The sequence below is a fragment of the Weeksella sp. HMSC059D05 genome (assembly GCF_001809725.1).
GTDB lineage: Bacteria > Bacteroidota > Bacteroidia > Flavobacteriales > Weeksellaceae > Weeksella > Weeksella virosa.
This window is the reverse complement of sequence record NZ_KV798549.1, coordinates 84,637-102,517: the sequence shown is the minus strand read 5'-3', so window position 1 is coordinate 102,517 and position 17,881 is coordinate 84,637. Positions and strand designations below refer to the sequence as shown.

16 protein-coding genes are annotated in these 17,881 nt (G+C 36.4%); all 16 read left to right on the top strand.

What is annotated here, in order from left to right; translation table 11 throughout:
• Positions 1-174 precede the first annotated feature (174 nt).
• Entirely contained in the window at positions 175-843 is a 669-nt protein-coding gene (locus HMPREF2660_RS09555) for a sporulation delaying protein family toxin (RefSeq protein ID WP_070486946.1), read from the top strand.
• A 5-nt stretch (positions 844-848) separates the two neighbouring features.
• Positions 849-1,385, top strand: coding sequence for an SdpA family antimicrobial peptide system protein (locus HMPREF2660_RS09550; RefSeq protein ID WP_083299118.1), 537 nt, complete (start codon positions 849-851; stop codon positions 1,383-1,385).
• A gap of 3 nt (positions 1,386-1,388) precedes the next feature.
• Positions 1,389-2,105, top strand: a complete 717-nt coding sequence (locus HMPREF2660_RS09545) for a sporulation-delaying protein SdpB family protein (RefSeq protein WP_070486942.1) — start codon at positions 1,389-1,391, stop codon at positions 2,103-2,105.
• Positions 2,106-2,246: 141 nt separating this feature from the next.
• The gene (locus tag HMPREF2660_RS09540) at positions 2,247-2,561 is read left to right on the top strand and encodes an SdpI family protein (protein WP_068599347.1); all 315 of its coding nucleotides are present in this window, start codon (positions 2,247-2,249) and stop codon (positions 2,559-2,561) included.
• 353 nt (positions 2,562-2,914) lie between these two features.
• Positions 2,915-3,250, top strand: coding sequence for a DUF6660 family protein (locus HMPREF2660_RS11180; protein ID WP_070486940.1), 336 nt, complete (start codon positions 2,915-2,917; stop codon positions 3,248-3,250).
• Positions 3,251-3,382: 132 nt separating this feature from the next.
• A complete protein-coding gene (locus HMPREF2660_RS09530; RefSeq protein ID WP_083299121.1) occupies positions 3,383-7,741 on the top strand; it encodes a CusA/CzcA family heavy metal efflux RND transporter in 4,359 nt (1,452 codons plus the stop codon).
• A gap of 8 nt (positions 7,742-7,749) precedes the next feature.
• Positions 7,750-9,021, top strand: a complete 1,272-nt coding sequence (locus HMPREF2660_RS09525; protein WP_070486937.1) for an efflux RND transporter periplasmic adaptor subunit — start codon at positions 7,750-7,752, stop codon at positions 9,019-9,021.
• A gap of 13 nt (positions 9,022-9,034) precedes the next feature.
• Complete coding sequence (locus tag HMPREF2660_RS09520; protein WP_070486950.1) at positions 9,035-9,457, top strand: Fur family transcriptional regulator; 423 nt, start codon at positions 9,035-9,037, stop codon at positions 9,455-9,457.
• A 47-nt stretch (positions 9,458-9,504) separates the two neighbouring features.
• Positions 9,505-10,209, top strand: coding sequence for a transglutaminase-like domain-containing protein (locus HMPREF2660_RS09515; RefSeq protein ID WP_003010388.1), 705 nt, complete (start codon positions 9,505-9,507; stop codon positions 10,207-10,209).
• A 22-nt stretch (positions 10,210-10,231) separates the two neighbouring features.
• Complete coding sequence (locus HMPREF2660_RS09510; RefSeq protein ID WP_070486935.1) at positions 10,232-12,286, top strand: heavy metal translocating P-type ATPase; 2,055 nt, start codon at positions 10,232-10,234, stop codon at positions 12,284-12,286.
• Positions 12,287-12,622: 336 nt separating this feature from the next.
• Positions 12,623-13,195 carry a hypothetical protein gene (locus HMPREF2660_RS09505; protein ID WP_141743588.1) on the top strand — a complete coding sequence of 191 codons (573 nt, stop codon included), beginning with the start codon at positions 12,623-12,625 and terminating at the stop codon, positions 13,193-13,195.
• 220 nt (positions 13,196-13,415) lie between these two features.
• The gene (locus HMPREF2660_RS09500) at positions 13,416-14,147 is read left to right on the top strand and encodes a DUF3784 domain-containing protein (RefSeq protein WP_070486930.1); all 732 of its coding nucleotides are present in this window, start codon (positions 13,416-13,418) and stop codon (positions 14,145-14,147) included.
• A 238-nt stretch (positions 14,148-14,385) separates the two neighbouring features.
• Complete coding sequence (locus HMPREF2660_RS09495; RefSeq protein ID WP_070486928.1) at positions 14,386-15,042, top strand: hypothetical protein; 657 nt, start codon at positions 14,386-14,388, stop codon at positions 15,040-15,042.
• Between the two features lie 170 nt (positions 15,043-15,212).
• Positions 15,213-15,764, top strand: coding sequence for a DUF7010 family protein (locus HMPREF2660_RS09490; protein WP_070486926.1), 552 nt, complete (start codon positions 15,213-15,215; stop codon positions 15,762-15,764).
• Between the two features lie 165 nt (positions 15,765-15,929).
• Entirely contained in the window at positions 15,930-17,081 is a 1,152-nt protein-coding gene (locus tag HMPREF2660_RS09485; RefSeq protein ID WP_070486924.1) for a hypothetical protein, read from the top strand.
• Between the two features lie 216 nt (positions 17,082-17,297).
• Entirely contained in the window at positions 17,298-17,756 is a 459-nt protein-coding gene (locus HMPREF2660_RS09480) for a phage holin family protein (RefSeq protein ID WP_070486923.1), read from the top strand.
• The last annotated feature ends 125 nt before the right edge of the window (positions 17,757-17,881 follow it).

The window sequence follows — 17,881 nt, the reverse complement described above, 5'->3', positions numbered from 1 at the left end:
CCCGCCCATCGCCAATACGCGGCACGTTGTACAACATTTAAAATGACAACGGTTAAAAAAAGGGCTAACCATCCAAAGTCGAGTGTTTGAAAATCGACACCAAAGAAAAGAGTAAACGAGTTAAGCTGAAAATCGTTAAGAGTAGCAATTCTCATTAATTAAAATTTTATGATAATGAAAAAAATAAGAAAAATTGCAGAAAATCCTATTATGGCTCTATTTATGTGTTCTTTAATACTTTTTGTAAGTTGTAACCAAGATGATATTGCTACAAATAGTGCTTTAAATGAACTTAGTGGTGAAGAGTTGTTTAAATCAATAATTTTTGTAGATGGAGAAGCAACTTCATCAATTCCAATTCTTGATAATATTAATATCTATGAAACATTAGGAAGTCAGGAAAAAATTGATGAATATAAGAAGCTTCAAAATGAGACAATTGAATTCATCAAACAACAATCACCTAATTACTTTGATGAATTTAAATCGAATATTACTTCCAAAGATCCACAAAAAATTTCAAGTACTTTGAACCAAGTAGGGAATTATTTAATTCCTTTTGCTAATGAAAAATTGAAAGTTCATGGTATCAAGGCAGAGGATATAGTAAAAGAATATAAAGACAAATATAATGATGATGAAATGTCTATTAACAATTCTGCTCAGGGCAAATGTTTATATGAAGCAATTGTTATTGTTGCGGTTGGTGCAGTAGCGCTGGCTGTTTATATATGGGCAGCTGTAGCTAGATGGGAGGTTGTAACTTATCCAGATGAGGAAATTCAGAAACAAGGGTCATTATATAATGAAGAACTTTCTATTTCAATAGCTGAAAACATATAGAGTTGATGAAACGTACAGTAATTTTGGCATCACTTTTATTAACTATGGCTTTATTTTTTTACATGATAGTAATTTCTGTGCCAAATAATGCACTTTCTTTAAACAATTCGGTTTTTAATAATTCAAAAATGAACGCCCTACTCCCTGAGGGTTGGGCGTTCTTTACAAGAAGTCCGAGAGAGGAGCAAGTTTATATTTATACCTACAAGGATTTAAATAAAGTATCACTCAAAAATACTGATATCAGTCAATTTTTGGGAATAAAAAGAAAAAATCGTTTTATTCAAGATAAACTTGGTAAGATAGTGTCTGGTATTGAGTCTAAATACTGGTTTAAATATAATACTAGTAAAGATATAGAACATATATTAGATTCATTAAATTACATAACGGTCTCGGTAGAAAAGCCATCTTTATGTGGTGAATACATAATTGAAGTCCGTAGAACAATGCCATGGGCTTATTACAAATCTGAACTATCAAAAAACATTGCTCAAGACAGAAAACTTGTTAGAGTTGGTTTTGAATGTAAAAATAATTAAACTATGAATTCAATTTTTAAGTATTTTGAAAAAAAGATTGATTCTGGAGTATATTGGACTAATTACTTAGGACTTGGAAGAAGTCTATTAGCGTTAGGGCTTTTACTAACTTTAGTTTTTAATAGTAACGATGTTTTATTTTCATACGGAATAAACAATCAAGATTTCTTAAAGTGCAACGGTATAAATAGAATAAGTTTATATTGTTTACTGGATAACGTTGTGTTGACTAAATCTATTTCTATAGCTGTTTTATTACTAGTAATTATAGGTGTTTATCCTAGATTTACTTGTATATTACATTGGTGGGTTGCATATAGTTTTGCTACTTCATCATACATTGTTGATGGTGGAGACCAAATTGGAAGTATCCTAACATTTTTCTTGATCCCCATTTGTTTGTTGGATAAACGAAAATTTCATTGGAATAGAATAAACTTTAAGCCAACTTTCATTGAAAAAAATATAGCTTTCTTTTCTTATTTGATAATTGCAGTTCAAGCATCAATAATATACTTCCATGCTTGTGTTGGAAAATTTGTAATTGATGAATGGGTAAATGGAACAGCGGTATATTATTGGGTTACAAATTCAGTTTTTGGAATAAACGATAATTTATTATTTTTAGTAAACCCACTTTTTAAATCTCCATTAATAATGCTTCTAATAACGTGGGGGTGTTATTATTGGAATTATTTTTGGCTGTCAATATATTTTTAACTAACAAGAAGGTTAAGTTTTTATCATTATTTCTTGGCATTGCTTTTCATTTCCTAATTATAGTTGCTCATGGTTTAGTTAGTTTCTTTTTTTCTATGACTTCGCTTTTAATAATCTATTTAATATCAAAAAATTATAATTATGTTACAAACAGGAATAATTGAGTCACTAATTTTTTTAGCAATAACTATTCTTTATTTTGTGTTTCAACCGAAATCAAGAAACGGAATTTATGGTTATAGGACACCATTATCAAAGAAATCAGATAAACATTGGGTAATTGCTAATAAATTGGCATCCAAAATACTTTTATTTTCTTCGATTTTTATTTTCATTATTTCTGTGATAATGAAATATGCTTTAGATAAAAATCCACGAGGTATTTTTTTAGTTTTACTGCTTATTAGTTTTGTAATGACCTTTTTAATGGTTGAAAAGAAATTAAGAAGTCTATAAACGTTGTACAACATGGCATAAGCGTAATGCGGGCTAAAGTGCTAAAATTAAACGAATTGAACATTAATAAACATAATGGTAAACCGAAAGTGAAGTGCATCTAATCCCGCACTACGCTTATACGTTACCGTTGTAAGCAATGGTAACGGACGACACCATCAAGAGCCAACAATGACGAAACACAAAGATTTAATTTTTGCCCAACACACATTTTTTTGTTTTTCTGCCACCGCACAAGTGGCACATTTGGTTTTTCCCGACACACAAAGCCAACGCTCAAAAAACCAAAAGAGCCACTTTTTCCCATCCAAAATAACAGCGTTTTGAATTTTTTACTAACTTTGCAAAAGAATATGAAAGTCTTTTCCTCCATACTGGCACTCTATATGATGGTATTATTTATAATGCCTTGTGCTGATATGTATGAAAAAGATGTATTTAATAATCACGAGCATTCTACCGAAATAACACATCAGGACAACCACGAACATACAGACAGCGATTTATGTACACCTTTTTGTTTATGTGGTTGTTGTGGAATAGTTTCCGGAGTAGTTCTTCAATGGAACGTGTTTAATATAGGCAAGGCAAAGACTTTTGACCTGTCAAAGCCTAAAGTTTACTATAAATCTACCTTTATATCCCACTATCTGGGGGGAATTTGGCAACCGCCAAAGATTAATGCATAATTTTTAATGTTTTAATGATTATAGCTTTTTGCGTACAGCAATAAGCTGAATGTTTTGGGTCATACTTCGTATTTCTCGTATTCATAATCATTGCAATTTATCATTAATTATTCATCATTAATCACAATAGAAGTGTTAAATAGTATTATAAAATTCTCTATAAAGAATAAGTTCATTATAGGATTGATGACCTTGTTTCTCATCATTTGGGGGGTATGGAGTGCCAAGCAAATCCCCATTGATGCCCAACCTGACATTACAAACAATCAGGTTCAGATTATTACCCTGTCGCCTACATTGGCAGGACAAGAAGTAGAACAATTAGTAACATTTCCCGTAGAGCAAAGTATCGTTAATCTTCCAAAAGTAGAAGAGATAAGAAGTGTTTCAAGATTTGGATTATCTGTTGTAACCGTTGTCTTTCAAGATAATGTCGATATTTATTTTGCACGACAGTTAGTAAGCCAACAGCTGAAAGAAGCACAAGACCAGATACCTGACGGGATTGGAACACCTGAACTTGCTCCTGTCAGTACAGGTCTTGGCGAAGTGTACCAATATATTCTTCACCCCAAAGAAGGCAGTGAAGACAAATATTCCGCAATGGATTTGCGGACAATGCAGGACTGGATTGTTGCCAGACAACTTTACGGTACTCCGGGAATTGCAGAAGTCAATAGTTTCGGTGGTTTGCTTAAACAGTACGAAGTTTCTATCGACCCAAACCGCATCAAGGCAATGGACGTTAGTATTTCCGATATTTTTACCGCCCTCGAAAACAACAACCAAAATACCGGAGGTGCATATATCGATAAGAAGCCCAATGCTTACTTTATTCGCGGGATTGGTCTGGTTACTTCATTGGAAGATGTAGGAAATATCGTCGTTAAAAATACAGGTAGCGTTCCGGTATTTATCAAAGATGTGGCAGAAGTACAATTTGGTCACGCAACCCGGTACGGAGCATTGACCTATAATGGCGAAGTAGATGCTGTGGGTGGGATTGTAATGATGTTGAAGGGAGAAAACACCTCTGAAGTTGTAAAAAGTATCAAAGAAAAAATACCGGTTATCCAACAATCTCTACCCGAAGACGTGGTCATAGAACCATTTTTAGACAGAATGGATTTGGTTGATAGAGCGATAAGTACGGTTCAAAAGAACCTCATTGAGGGCGCACTGATTGTTATTTTTGTATTAATTCTATTCCTGGGGAATTTCAGAGCAGGACTGATTGTAGCCTCAGCCATACCGCTATCTATGCTTTTTGCGTTGGGAATGATGCGGCTGTTTGGTGTAAGTGCCAACCTGATGAGTATGGGGGCTATTGATTTCGGATTGGTAATAGATGGTTCCCTGATTGTTGTTGAAGCGACAATGCATCATTTGGGCTTGCGGAAATCCACACAAAGACTTACGCAGGCAGAAATGGATGAAGAGGTATATGAATCTGCACGGAAAATTCGTACGAGTGCCGCATTTGGCGAAGTTATCATCCTCATTGTCTATATCCCTATCCTTACTTTGGTGGGTATAGAGGGTAAAATGTTTACGCCAATGGCACAGACTGTAAGTTTTGCCATTTTGGGAGCATTGATTTTGTCCTTTACCTATATCCCGATGATGAGTGCTTTGTGTTTGTCTAAAAAGCCGATTACCAAAAAGAATTTTTCAGACAAAATGATGGACTATCTTCAAGGGGTTTATAAACCATTGTTAGAAAAAGCCATTCGGATGAAATATGTGGTTATTGCGGTTGCCGTTGGGCTGTTTACCATAAGTATATTCTTTTTTTCACGGATGGGCGGAGAGTTCCTGCCAAAATTGGGCGAGGGCGATTTTGCTTTCCACTGTATCCTGCCACAAGGAACATCGTTAAGCCAAAGTCTGGAAACCTCTATGCAGGCATCAAGGATAATCAAGGAATTTGACGAAGTGAGAATGGTCGTAGGCAAGACTGGTGCTGCCGAAGTACCGACAGACCCGATGCCTCCCGAAGCCACCGACCTGATGATTATCCTAAAACCGCAGGACGAATGGAAAACAAAAAAATCCTATGACGAGCTTTCCAATGAAATGATGGAGAAACTTGAAGTTATTCCCGGTGTATTCTTTGAAGCCAATCAGCCGATACAGATGCGGTTTAATGAACTGATGACAGGTATCAGGCAGGATGTAGCCGTTAAGATATTCGGAGAAGACCTCGACAGTTTGTTGGTTTATGCCAATAAAGCGAATGCTATTATTCAAACAGTAGAAGGTGCGACTGCTCCGCAGGTAGAACGGGTAGCAGGTCTTCCCCAAATCAATATCGAATATGACCGTACCCGAATAGCCAATTACGGCTTGAATGTACAGGAAATAAACGATATTGTCAGCACTGCGTTCGCAGGTAAATCAGCAGGTGTGATTTATGAAAACGAACGAAGATTTGATTTGGTGGTACGGCTTGATGAAGCCCACCGCAGTTCCATTGAGGATGTGAGCAATCTGTTTATCCCACTACCAAACGGCGACCAAATACCGCTTTCACAGGTTGCAAACATTGATTACAAATTAGGGCCCGCACAAATCAGCCGTGAAGGCGGTAAACGAAGAATATATGTCGGATTTAATGTACAAGGGCGGGATGTAGCAAGTGTTGTAGAAGAAATTCAGGATAAATTGGCTGAACAGATTAAGCTACCGACAGGTTATTATTTTACTTATGGTGGTCAGTTTGAGAACCTCCAAAAAGCTACCGACAGATTACTCATAGCAGTACCTATCGCCCTGCTTTTGATTTTTATCCTGTTATACTTCACGTTCCATTCGTTCAAGGAAGCCGTTTTGGTCTATACGGCTATCCCGATGAGTGCCATTGGAGGCGTATTTGCCCTTTTATTGCGGGATATGCCATTCAGCATATCGGCAGGTGTCGGATTTATTGCTCTGTTCGGTGTTGCTGTTCTGAACGGGATTGTACTGATTGCCACGTTCAATAGACTGGAGAAAGAGGGTTGGAACGAGATTGTTCCGAGAATTATCGAGGGAGCTAAAACAAGGCTTAGGCCTGTATTGATGACAGCATCTGTGGCAAGTTTAGGTTTTTTACCAATGGCATTGAGTACAAGTGCAGGTGCAGAAGTACAAAAACCGTTGGCAACGGTCGTTATCGGAGGATTGATTTCAGCAACTGCATTGACGTTGTTCGTGCTGCCCTTGCTGTACCTCGTATTTATGAGAAACCAAAAACCTCCGAAAAACAATAAAACGAAAGCCATAGCACCCGTGTTGTTGCTGTTTGTGTTCTTGGGTTTCTCTCAAAACGGTAAGGCACAAACTCCGATAAATGTCGATAAAGCTATCGAGATAGCAATGGAGAATAACCCTCAGCTACGTTCCAAAAATATGGATATTCAATCTGCCCAAAGCCTTAGCAAGACGGCGTATGAACTGCCGAAGACCGGTGTAGATTTCCAATATGGGAATATTAACAGTTTCGAATTTGATAACGGCTTCCAAATTTCACAGACCATTCCCTTCCCGACACTCTTTGGGGCAAAGAAAAACTTGGTCAAAGAGCAGGTCAAAGGTCAGGAATGGTCAAAGGCACTTACAGAAAATGAACTGAAAAAGCAGGTAAGAACCTATTATTATCAGTTGGAATATTTGGAGCATAATGCTTCGGTTTTAAAGTATCTTGATACTATTTATGCAGACTTTATCCGCGTAGCAGAACTGCGGTACAAAACCGGAGATATAGGCAAACTGGACGTTAATACTGCGACTACCAAGAAAGGGGAAATAAGTCTTTTGTATCAACAAAACGAGGTTTTAAGACAGAACGCCTATCAGAACCTTAAAAACTTGATGCAGACACAGGAAGACTTCACAATTGAACCCCAACCGGATTATACGCCATTGCTGTTAAGCTCTTTCATTGACAGTTCGGCTGTTGCAAATCATCCGAGCATTCAGCTATTGTACCAAGAGGCGAAAATCGCCGAACAGAACAAGAAATTGGAACGGGCAAACAGCCTGCCTGATTTTACGTTCGGCTATAATAACATATCGCTGATAGGAATGCACAGTAAAAATGGTGTAGAGCAATTTTATGGCAGAGGACAGCGGTTTAGTTTTGTTGATGTAGGTATTACAATCCCAATTTTTACCACCACCAAAGCAAAAATTCGCTCGCTTGATTACAAGAAACAATCATTGGAATTAAATGCGCAATGGCAGGAACAACAGCTTAAAACGGAATTGGCAAACGCCTTGAAACAATACGAACAATATGTAGCGCAGTTTACCTATTTCAAGGAGCAGGCACTTCCCAATGCTGATGAGATTATCAATGCTGCAAAGCTGGGGTACAGTACCGGAGATATTTCTTATGTGGAGTACCTATTTGCCTTGCAGACAACAGCAGACATTCAGCTTAATTATTTAAATAGCATTCAGCAAATCAATGAGGCTGTAACGCTTATCCATTCATTAATCAGTAAATAATACAATATATGAAACGTATCATAAATAATATAGTTTTTAGCGTTCTTGTCCTCGTTGCATTCTTTGCTTTCAACGCCTGTACAAATAATCATAAAGAGGGCGATGGGCATAATCACGGAACGGAAGCAGAAACAACAACGGACGAACACGAAGAAGAAGAAGAAAATGTTGCAGTGCTGACCGATGAGCAGATGAAAGCGGTGGGTATTGAAATCGGTTCAATTGAACAGAAGCAATTATCCGCAACATTGAAAGCCAATGGAGCATTAAGAGTTCCCAACAGCAACAAGGCGAATGCAACCTCGTTGTTTGGTGGTGTTATCAAATCCCTTAATGTGGAGATAGGCGATTTCGTAAGGAAAGGTCAGGTTATCGCTACTATTTCCAATCCGCAATTCATACAATTGCAGGAAGAATACCTAAGCATCAATAGCCGGATAGAGTTTGCCGAACAGGAACTTGTAAGACAAAGAGAGCTGAACGACGGAAATGTCGGAGCAAAGAAAAACCTGCAAAGTGCCACTACTGAACTGAACACGTTGAGAACACGGAAGTCTTCTTTGAACCAGCAAATTCAAATGATGGGGATTAATCCGGCTTCCTTGTCAAATTCGAGCCTTAAATCCTCATTGATCGTTACAAGTCCGATAAGCGGTACTATCAGCAATGTTTTTGCCAAAATCGGAAGCTATGTAGATGTGTCATCGCCTATTGCTGAAATCATAAAAAACACAGCCCTGCACTTGGACTTACAGGTGTATGAAAAGGATATTCCTTTAATCAAAATAGGTCAGAAAATAGATTTTGTCGTAACCAACAATCCCAATAAGACTTATTCTGCCGAAGTTTATAGTATCGGCTCATCCTTTAGCGGAGAGAGTAAAACTATTGCTGTTCACAGCAAGATTACAGGAGATAAAGCAGGATTGATTGACGGAATGAGTATAACCGGAATGGTAAGTTTAGATGATGTATTAAGTACGGCTGTACCCAACGATGCTATTGTCAATGCAGACGGAAAGTATTACATCTTTTTGGTCAAGGAGCGGGAAGAAGAAGCTCACGACCATAAAGAGGGCGAAGCTCACGACCATAACCACGGTTCTGAAAAAGGAACTCAATTTGTAAGAATGGAAGTCGTTAAAGGTGCTACGCAATTGGGTTATACGGCAATTACACCTGTAAGTGAAATTCCGCACGGTGCGCATATCGTGGTAAAAGGCGCGTTTTTTGTGAATGCAAAAATGGATGATTCGGGAGAACACGCCCACGCTCACTAAAAAACATTGGATAATGAAAAAAAACATTGAACAGAAGCTGTTGTCAAAGAACACCAATCCGACAAGTATGCGGATATTGGTGTACGACTTCTTGGAGCAACAGCAGACAGCAATGTCCTTATCTGAAATTGAGAGCCATTTTTATAAAGCAGACAGGGTTACGATTTACAGGACTTTGAAAACTTTTGAAGAAAAAGGCATTGTACACAGTATTCAGGAGAACACTACGGTCAAGTATATTCTGTGCCACGATGGGTGTGATGAAAATACACACAAGGATTGGCACTTACATTTCTATTGTAAGATTTGTAAGCAGACAACCTGTAAGGAGGATTTTATAATACCGCAGAATGGAAGTCAGAATTACCGTATCGACGAACTAAAAATATTTGGTAAGGGAATTTGTGAAAACTGTTTAAAGGAGAGTTTGCAATAGCATTGCAGGCTCTCCCTGTGTAACTTTGTTATAAATATAAATGTGTTATGGACACCTATCTTAAAGAAACAAAAATCCTTGACTACTCCAATGCTTCCATACAAAAGCTATTGGAGCAGAGAGGGTGGGAAAACTTGGACACCGTTGCCAAAGTTCAAGCCATTTACAATTTTGTACGGGACGAAATAAAGTTTGGCTATAATGTTTCTGATTATATTTCCGCATCGCAGGTGCTGAATGACGGGTACGGACAATGCAACACAAAAGCCACTTTATTAATGGCTTTGTTAAGAGCAACAGATGTACCTAACCGTATTCACGGCTTTACCATTGACAAGGCATTGCAGAAAGGAGCTATTACAGGTATTTGGTACAGACTATCGCCTAAGAATATCTTGCATAGCTGGGTTGAAGTTTGGGTAAACGAGCAATGGTATTTTTTGGAGGGCGTGATTTTGGATAAACCGTACCTCACTAAATTACAGGAACAGAACAGTGATTGCAAGACCACTTTTTGCGGTTTCGGGGTTTATACCGATAATTTTGAGAACCCGCCGATTGAATGGAACCTCAATAATACATTTATTCAGGATAAAGGCATCAATCGGGACTTTGGCGTTTTTGATACACCCGATGCGTTTTATGCAAAACATCAACAAGAACTGAACGCTTTCAAGAAGTTTATTTTTCAGCATATCGTGAGGCATATAATGAATAATAATGTAGAAAGAATAAGAAATAAAAAAGTGTAACGAACCTAAAAAATTAAAGGCTATGATAAATACAGACAAAAATCACAAGCATACTTACGATGCACAAGGCAAAATGACTTGTTGCACACAGGAAGAAAAAATCTACACCAAAGCAGGTGCTAAGGAATTGGTAAAAGGGCATCACAAAAATGACGGGCATAATCACGACCACAGTGATGATGACGGACACGACCATTCGCATTCAGGAGATACTGACAATGTTTTCAAGATGTTTCTTCCCGCCATTATTTCCCTTGCGCTGTTGCTTGCAGGTATTGCAATGGATAATTGGTTTCCGCAGACGTGGTTTACCGATTGGGTACGGATTATTTGGTACGTGGTGGCTTATGCTCCTGTTGGACTGCCCGTACTCAAAGAAGCCGTTGAGAGTATTCGCAAAGGCGAGATTTTCTCGGAGTTCTTTTTGATGGGCATTGCAACTATCGGGGCATTTGCCATTGGCGAATATCCCGAGGGCGTTGCGGTAATGTTGTTCTATGCCGTTGGCGAAGTTTTTCAGACAATGGCTGTTTCGAGGGCAAAATCAAACATCAAATCTTTGCTTGACCAAAGACCCGATGAAGTAACCGTTTTAAAAAACAATGAACCGCAAACCGTAAAGGCAGAAACTGTTGCCGTTGGCGAAATTATACAGCTTAAACCGGGAGAAAAATTAGGCTTAGACGGAGAACTGTTGTCCGAAACGGCATCTTTCAATACATCGGCTTTAACAGGCGAAAGCAAACCAGATACAAAAAACAAAGGCGAAACCGTTTTGGCAGGGATGATAAATCTCAACACCGTATCGCAGGTAAAAGTTACGACCGCATACACCGACAGTAAGTTGAGCAAGATTTTAGAATTGGTGCAAAACGCCACTGCACAAAAAGCACCAACGGAATTATTTATCCGGAAATTTGCAAAAATCTATACGCCTATTGTAGTGCTGTTAGCCATAGCCATTTGCCTACTGCCTTATTTCTTTGTGGAAAATTATGAGTTTAGAGATTGGCTGTACAGGGCTTTGGTATTCCTGGTTATTTCCTGCCCTTGTGCGTTGGTTATTTCCATTCCCTTAGGTTATTTCGGTGGTATTGGTGCTGCGAGCAAAAATGGAATACTGTTCAAAGGAAGTAACTTTTTAGATGCTCTTTCCGATATTCAAAACGTAGTGATGGATAAGACAGGTACAATGACAGAGGGCGTTTTTAAGGTTCAGGATATCAACTTCAATCCCGAATTTGATAAAGCTGAAATTCTGGAATTAGTCAACATTTTGGAAAGCCATAGCACACACCCCGTAGCAACCGCTATTCACGAATACGTGGGGAGACCGAATAATGAAATTCGATTGGAAAATACGGAGGAAATCGCCGGACACGGTTTGAAATCAACGGTAAACGGTAAGGATTTATTGGTCGGGAATTTCAAACTGATGGGTAAGTTCGGCATATCATACGACTTAGACCCGAACAGCATCGTTTATACAACTATTGCCGTTGCATACGACAGCAAATTTGTTGGTTACATCACGATTGCCGACAGTATCAAAGAAGATGCACAAGAAACCATAACCCTATTGCATAAGCTCAATGTTAAAGCAACGATGCTTAGCGGAGATAAAAGTACCGTTGTGAAATATGTAGCGGAGCAGTTGGGGATAGACAATGCCTTTGGAGATTTATTGCCCGAAGACAAAGTAAACAGAGTTAAAGACATCAAAGCCAAAGGCGAAAGCGTTGCTTTTGTGGGCGATGGTGTAAACGATGCTCCTGTTGTGGCATTGAGCGACGTAGGTATCGCAATGGGTGGATTAGGGAGTGATGCCACTATCGAAACCGCAGATGTGGTCATACAGGACGATAAGCCAAGTAAAATACCTATGGCAATCAACATCGGTAAACAGACAAAGAAAATAGTTTGGCAAAATATCACATTGGCATTTGTAGTAAAAGGTATTGTATTGGTGCTTGGTGCAGGTGGATTGGCTACAATGTGGGAAGCCGTTTTTGCAGATGTAGGCGTAGCATTATTAGCAATTCTAAATGCAGTACGAATACAACGAATGAAATTTTGACAAGCCAACGCATAAGCAAGCACATTTGCAAACCGCACAAGCCGACACACAAGCCGAAGTTTGCAAAAGAGCTTGCTTTTCCAACGCAGGAAAGAAAAACAAAAAAATCTTGCCCTGCTTCGCAAAAATTAAATCTTGCTGACAGACCAAACCCGACAGACTAACGAAGAACCACTGCTTACAACATCACCTATACGCAAGCAGGGGTTTCGTGCTTCGTAGGACAGGAAAGTGGTAATTTTGAAGTTCCGTTCTTCGTAGGAAGTCAGTGGTTAAAATCCCTGCCTGCGTATAGCTGAGAACCGTTATATGCAAGTCTTACAGAACGTTACGTCTATGAAATTCAAACTGAAAATATTAATTCTGACATTTTTGTTTTTAGGAATGAAATCTTATGCACAAGACTTAAATCGAGAAGATTTAATTTCGCAATTAAAGGCTGACAAAGAATCTCTTTTCGTTATAAATGGAATTCCTTTTTCCTACTCTGACAGTTTAAAACTTGACAAAGAACTAACTAAAATTGACAAGAATAAAATATCGGAAATAGCAATTCTTAAAAACGATGGAAAAATATCTCATCAAAGAAAAGATGTCATAATTATTCAATCCGCAACGAAACTTCCGAAAAAAACAATTAAGACCAAATTGAAAGAAATTAAACCAAAATTCAAAGATAAATACAATGGCTTTTCCCAACACATTTATATTGACGCAAAAGACCCAGTTTTATATTTGAACGGAAATAAAATTCATCACACTGAAACTAAAAAATTGGTCAATAAATTAAAGTTGAATGACATTGGATACATATACTTTTCACAAACTCCGCAAAGTGAAGAATGTCACGGACAAAATGCTAAAAATGGAATGGTTGTAATTTGGACAAATGATAAACTGACTGAATAAAAAGACCTGTATATAACAAAGACTTGGCGAAATGCGGGGTTAAGTGCAAGGCTGAACTTTTCTGCTTATTAAGTCGCCAAAGGCCAATTTTATTGGCTTTTTGTTTAAATTAGCAAATAGAAATTGGCTTTGGCTTAGTTTCGGTCTGAATTGAACGTTCGCTCAATTCAAGCCCGCACTTGCGCCAAGCCTCGAAACGTTAGCAGAAATTTTAAAACCAATGATAGTTCCAATAACAATTTTAAGTATTTTATTTATCGGAATCGGATTTTTAGTTACTGAAAATAATGCGAAGTACTTACTCTCAGGATATAATACAATGTCTGAAGAAGATAGACAAAATTTTGATATTAAATCCTACATTCCTTATTTCCGAAATTTTCATATTTTTTTAGGAATTTCATTATTCATTATATGTTTATCTATTTACTATCTCATAAATCCCGATTGGAGTGGTATAATTATGGCAACCTATCCAATAATTGCTTACGCTTATTTTATTTGGAAAGGAAATCAATTTTCAAAATCAAATGCTAAAAAACAGAAACGAAAAAATAAATTTTCTGTCTTTTTTTTTATGTTCGCAATTTTTTTAGCAATTTCTGCAATGTTTTTTTACAGCTTACAAGATAACATTCTTGAGATTAATAATAACATTATCAAAATTAAAGGTGATTACGGGATGGAAATAAAAACAAGTGAAATTAAATCAATTGAACTAGTAAATAAATTACCAGAGATAACAGTAAAAACTAATGGTTTTGCTTTACAGACCATAAAAAAAGGTTATTTTAAAACTAAGAATGGAGAAAAAGTAAAACTTTTAGTAAATTCAGATAAACAACCTATGATTTTTATAATAACAAAAGACAATCAAAAAATTTACTATTCATCAAAAAATAATTCAAACAAAATGATATTTGATGAACTAAAAAATGTATTAAAAAAATAAAAACTTCTGCTAACATCAGATTGGCGAAATGGCGGGTTAAGTGCTAAGCTGAGCGTTTCTGCTTTTTTATCCGCCGAATGTGTTCCACATTCGCTGGAAATTCGTAAGTTAGCTCTGTGGAAACACATCGGCTCACTGTCGGTCTGAATCGAACTTCCAGTCCAATTCAATCCGCCACTATCGCCAATCTGTTTCCCGTTAGCGGTCAGGCTAAAAGACGACACGGAAACAAAAACGAATGGAATTTATAAAACGACTTTTCAAAACAAACAAAAAACCAAGTGACAGTTGGACGATGTTTAGCACTTCAAAATCAGAATTGAAAGAATTGCTCGTTTCTACTGGACAACTGACAATCGGAGAAGACTTTTTAAAAATTGAGGACTATCCATTTGAGCCTTCTGTAGCTTACAGACAAACAATTTTCAAAGCAGACCAAATTGACGACTTAGACTTTAAATCATATCCACCAACATTTAGAGTTGGTGAAGAATTAATTTTTCTGACAAGAGAGAAGAAAGATGAACTTAAAAACTTTGCAAAAAGTAACAACATTAAGACAGTAGAGCGACCAATAATTTGGGGTTGGATACTTGAGCCATTTTTAGACACTGAGTTTACGCCAGAGACAGATGAAAGATCGACAAAAATTTTAGAAGATTACGGTTTGACAATTGAACAAATAAAATCGTTAAGAACAGAAGTAGAAACTCAAATGCTAAAATATAACTTTGACACAATGCTTTGGGAATGGGGCGGACTGGACACTTTGGATGTTTTAAAAGCAATGCGAACAAAATATGACAAGGACGAATACCAAGACTTTTATAAACGAGCAATGAAAATCGCATTATTAACAAAAAAACAGGCGAATGAAAGAAGCCCGAACCGCTAACAAGGTATTTATGAAAGACGGGCTGAAAGTTATAATCTCAACATTTGTATCTCTATTGAGCTTTAGTGCAAAACTCGACAGAAGTGATTCTATTTTCCGTCCTTCATAAATACCTGAACCGTTAGCGGTCAGCTTACAACAAACCGCCGAACGAAATTAACCTATAGAAAATGACAGGAAATCAAAGAACTCTTGAAGAACAAAAAGAAGAATTTAAAAGCAAGAAACTTTTAGCTTCTCCGATTGCAGGATTAATTGCGTGGTTGATGGTAGCTATTTCAGGGATTTTTTTTCCTGACAATATTACTGTTTGGGTTTTGTTTATAGCAACCGGTTCAATAGTTTATTTATCTATGGGAGTTTCGAAGTTGACAGGTGAAGACTATCTTGATAAACGTAAGCCTAAAAATACATTTGATAATTTATTTTTTCTTACAGTGGCTCAAGCTATTTTAGTCTATTCAATCGCAATACCTTTTTTCATAGTAGATTATACTTCTCTTCCATTAACCGTTGGGATTTTGACGGGATTAATGTGGGTTCCTTTGACTTGGATTATTGACCATTGGGTTGGACTATTTCATTCAATTGTAAGGACAATTTTAGTTTTAATTCTTTGGTATTTGTTTCCTTCAGACAGATTTGTAGTAATTCCAATAGCAATTATTATAGTATATATAGTATCAATTATAATCTTGAAAAACAGAAAAATCAAAACATAGAATAAAAGCCGAACCGCTAACAAGGTATTGCCAAAAGCGGGGCTGAAAGTTATAATCTCAACATTTGTATCTCTATTGAGCTTTAGTGCAAAACTCGACAGAAGTGCTTCTATTTTCCGTCCTTCATAAATACCCGAACCGTTAGCGGTAATACAACCTGAAAAAATGCAACGAATATTATTTTTATCACTTTTGTTCATCCAACAAATTTGTTTTTCACAAACAAGTATAACTGAATATTATGATTTTTTAAAAAAACAAGATAAATCCCCAAAAGATTATATTTTTGAGCTATTTGAAACCAATGACATCATAATTTTAGGAGAACGTGACCATAGAGATACTATTCAATATAATCTAATTCAGGATATATTATCTGATAAAAGATTTGTTGAAAATATAGGATATGTTTATAGTGAAGTCGGCATTGTAAATAAAACAGAAAAAGCAAACCAAATTTTAAAGAAAAACCATATTAACCAAAGCGAATTTGAAAAAGAGCTTATTAACTTAATCAGGGAAATTGATTTTAATCCACTTTGGGAAAAATATAATATCTACAAATATTTAAAAGGAATATATTCTATAAACAAAACTTTGTCGGAGCAGAAAAAAATCACAATTGGACTAACAGACGTTGCCTTTAATTGGTCAACAGCGACTATAGAAAACTACAAAATTTTTGATGAACATATAGAAAGAAATTTGAATCGTGATAGTATAATGGCTTATAATTTCCTGAATTTATACGAAAATCAAATTCCTAAAAACGGAAAAAAGAAAGCTTTACTAATACAAAATAGACCACACGCAGAAAAATTAATATACGGAAAAAAATATAAAACAGTCGGAAAACATATTGATGATAAATATCCTAAAAGAGTTAAAGTTATTGTTTTAAATTGGTTTGACTACATAAATGAAAATGAATTTAAACTTACAGACAACGGAAAATGGGATGTTGCATTCTACAAGAACAAAAACCAAACGGTAGGTTTCGATTTAAAAGACACACCATTTGGAAAGTTTTACTATAATGAACCATTGAAAATAAAGTATGAAGATATAATAGACGGTATTATTTTCTATGAACCTTTTTACAGTTGGAAATGTGTAATTGGAATTCCTAATATTGTTGATGAAGAGTTTTCTTATGAACTTTTAAGAAGAAATAGTATTTATGACGGGGAAGAACGTAAGTACACAGAAGAAGAGCGATATGAAGAAATAAAATATTATAACACAGTTAGAGAAGTTGAATGCTTTAATACAAAACTTAATAAAGACAAAATGTTAGAGTTACTTAAAACAGAATAAATACTGTACTACCGCTAACATCGCATTGGCAAAATGGCGGGTTAAGTGCAAACTTCAACTTTTGTGCTTCTTTTTCCGCCGAATATGTTCCACATTCAGCTTTTTTTAATAATTTAGCTTCTGTGAAAACACATCCGCTCGCTATCGTGCTAAACTGAACTTTCAGTCCATTTTATCCGCCACTTCGCCAATGCGTTTTCCGTTAGGCACAATATTATGACCGACAAAACAAGTAACATTCTGTATTACATTGGGCTGACTTTATTCGCAATCGGAGCATTCGGACTGACTTTCGCTGCGTTCTTTGCAATAATCGGATTGCCAATTTTTATTATTGGACTAATCTTGGTTTTGTCTTCTCTAAAAAAGTCTTGGAAACAACGTCTTATTCCAATCGGACTTTTCATAATCGGAATTGTAGCTTTTTGGTCAATTTGGAGAGAGATAAATTCAGTTGGTCCAGAGGTATTTTTAATCCCTGAAAATTATCGTGGTCGAGTAAATATTGTTTATAAAAAAAGTTTTGAACACGAAGGAACCACCTACAGTACTTTGGATGATTATGCTGTTATTATTATGAAATTCAGAGGAAAAAATGCTTTTGGTAATATGGTTTTAAATAGCGTAAAAGCTAAAGTTAGTTACGATTGTGAGGTGCTGGAAATAATGGAGTAATTCACGGAAAAATAAATACGTCTGCTAACAAAGACTTTGCAAAAGAGCGGGTTAAGTGGTTAATTCAAGGTTTGTACATTTAATCCACAAAACCATTTTTATTTGCTTTTAAAATGTAATTTAGC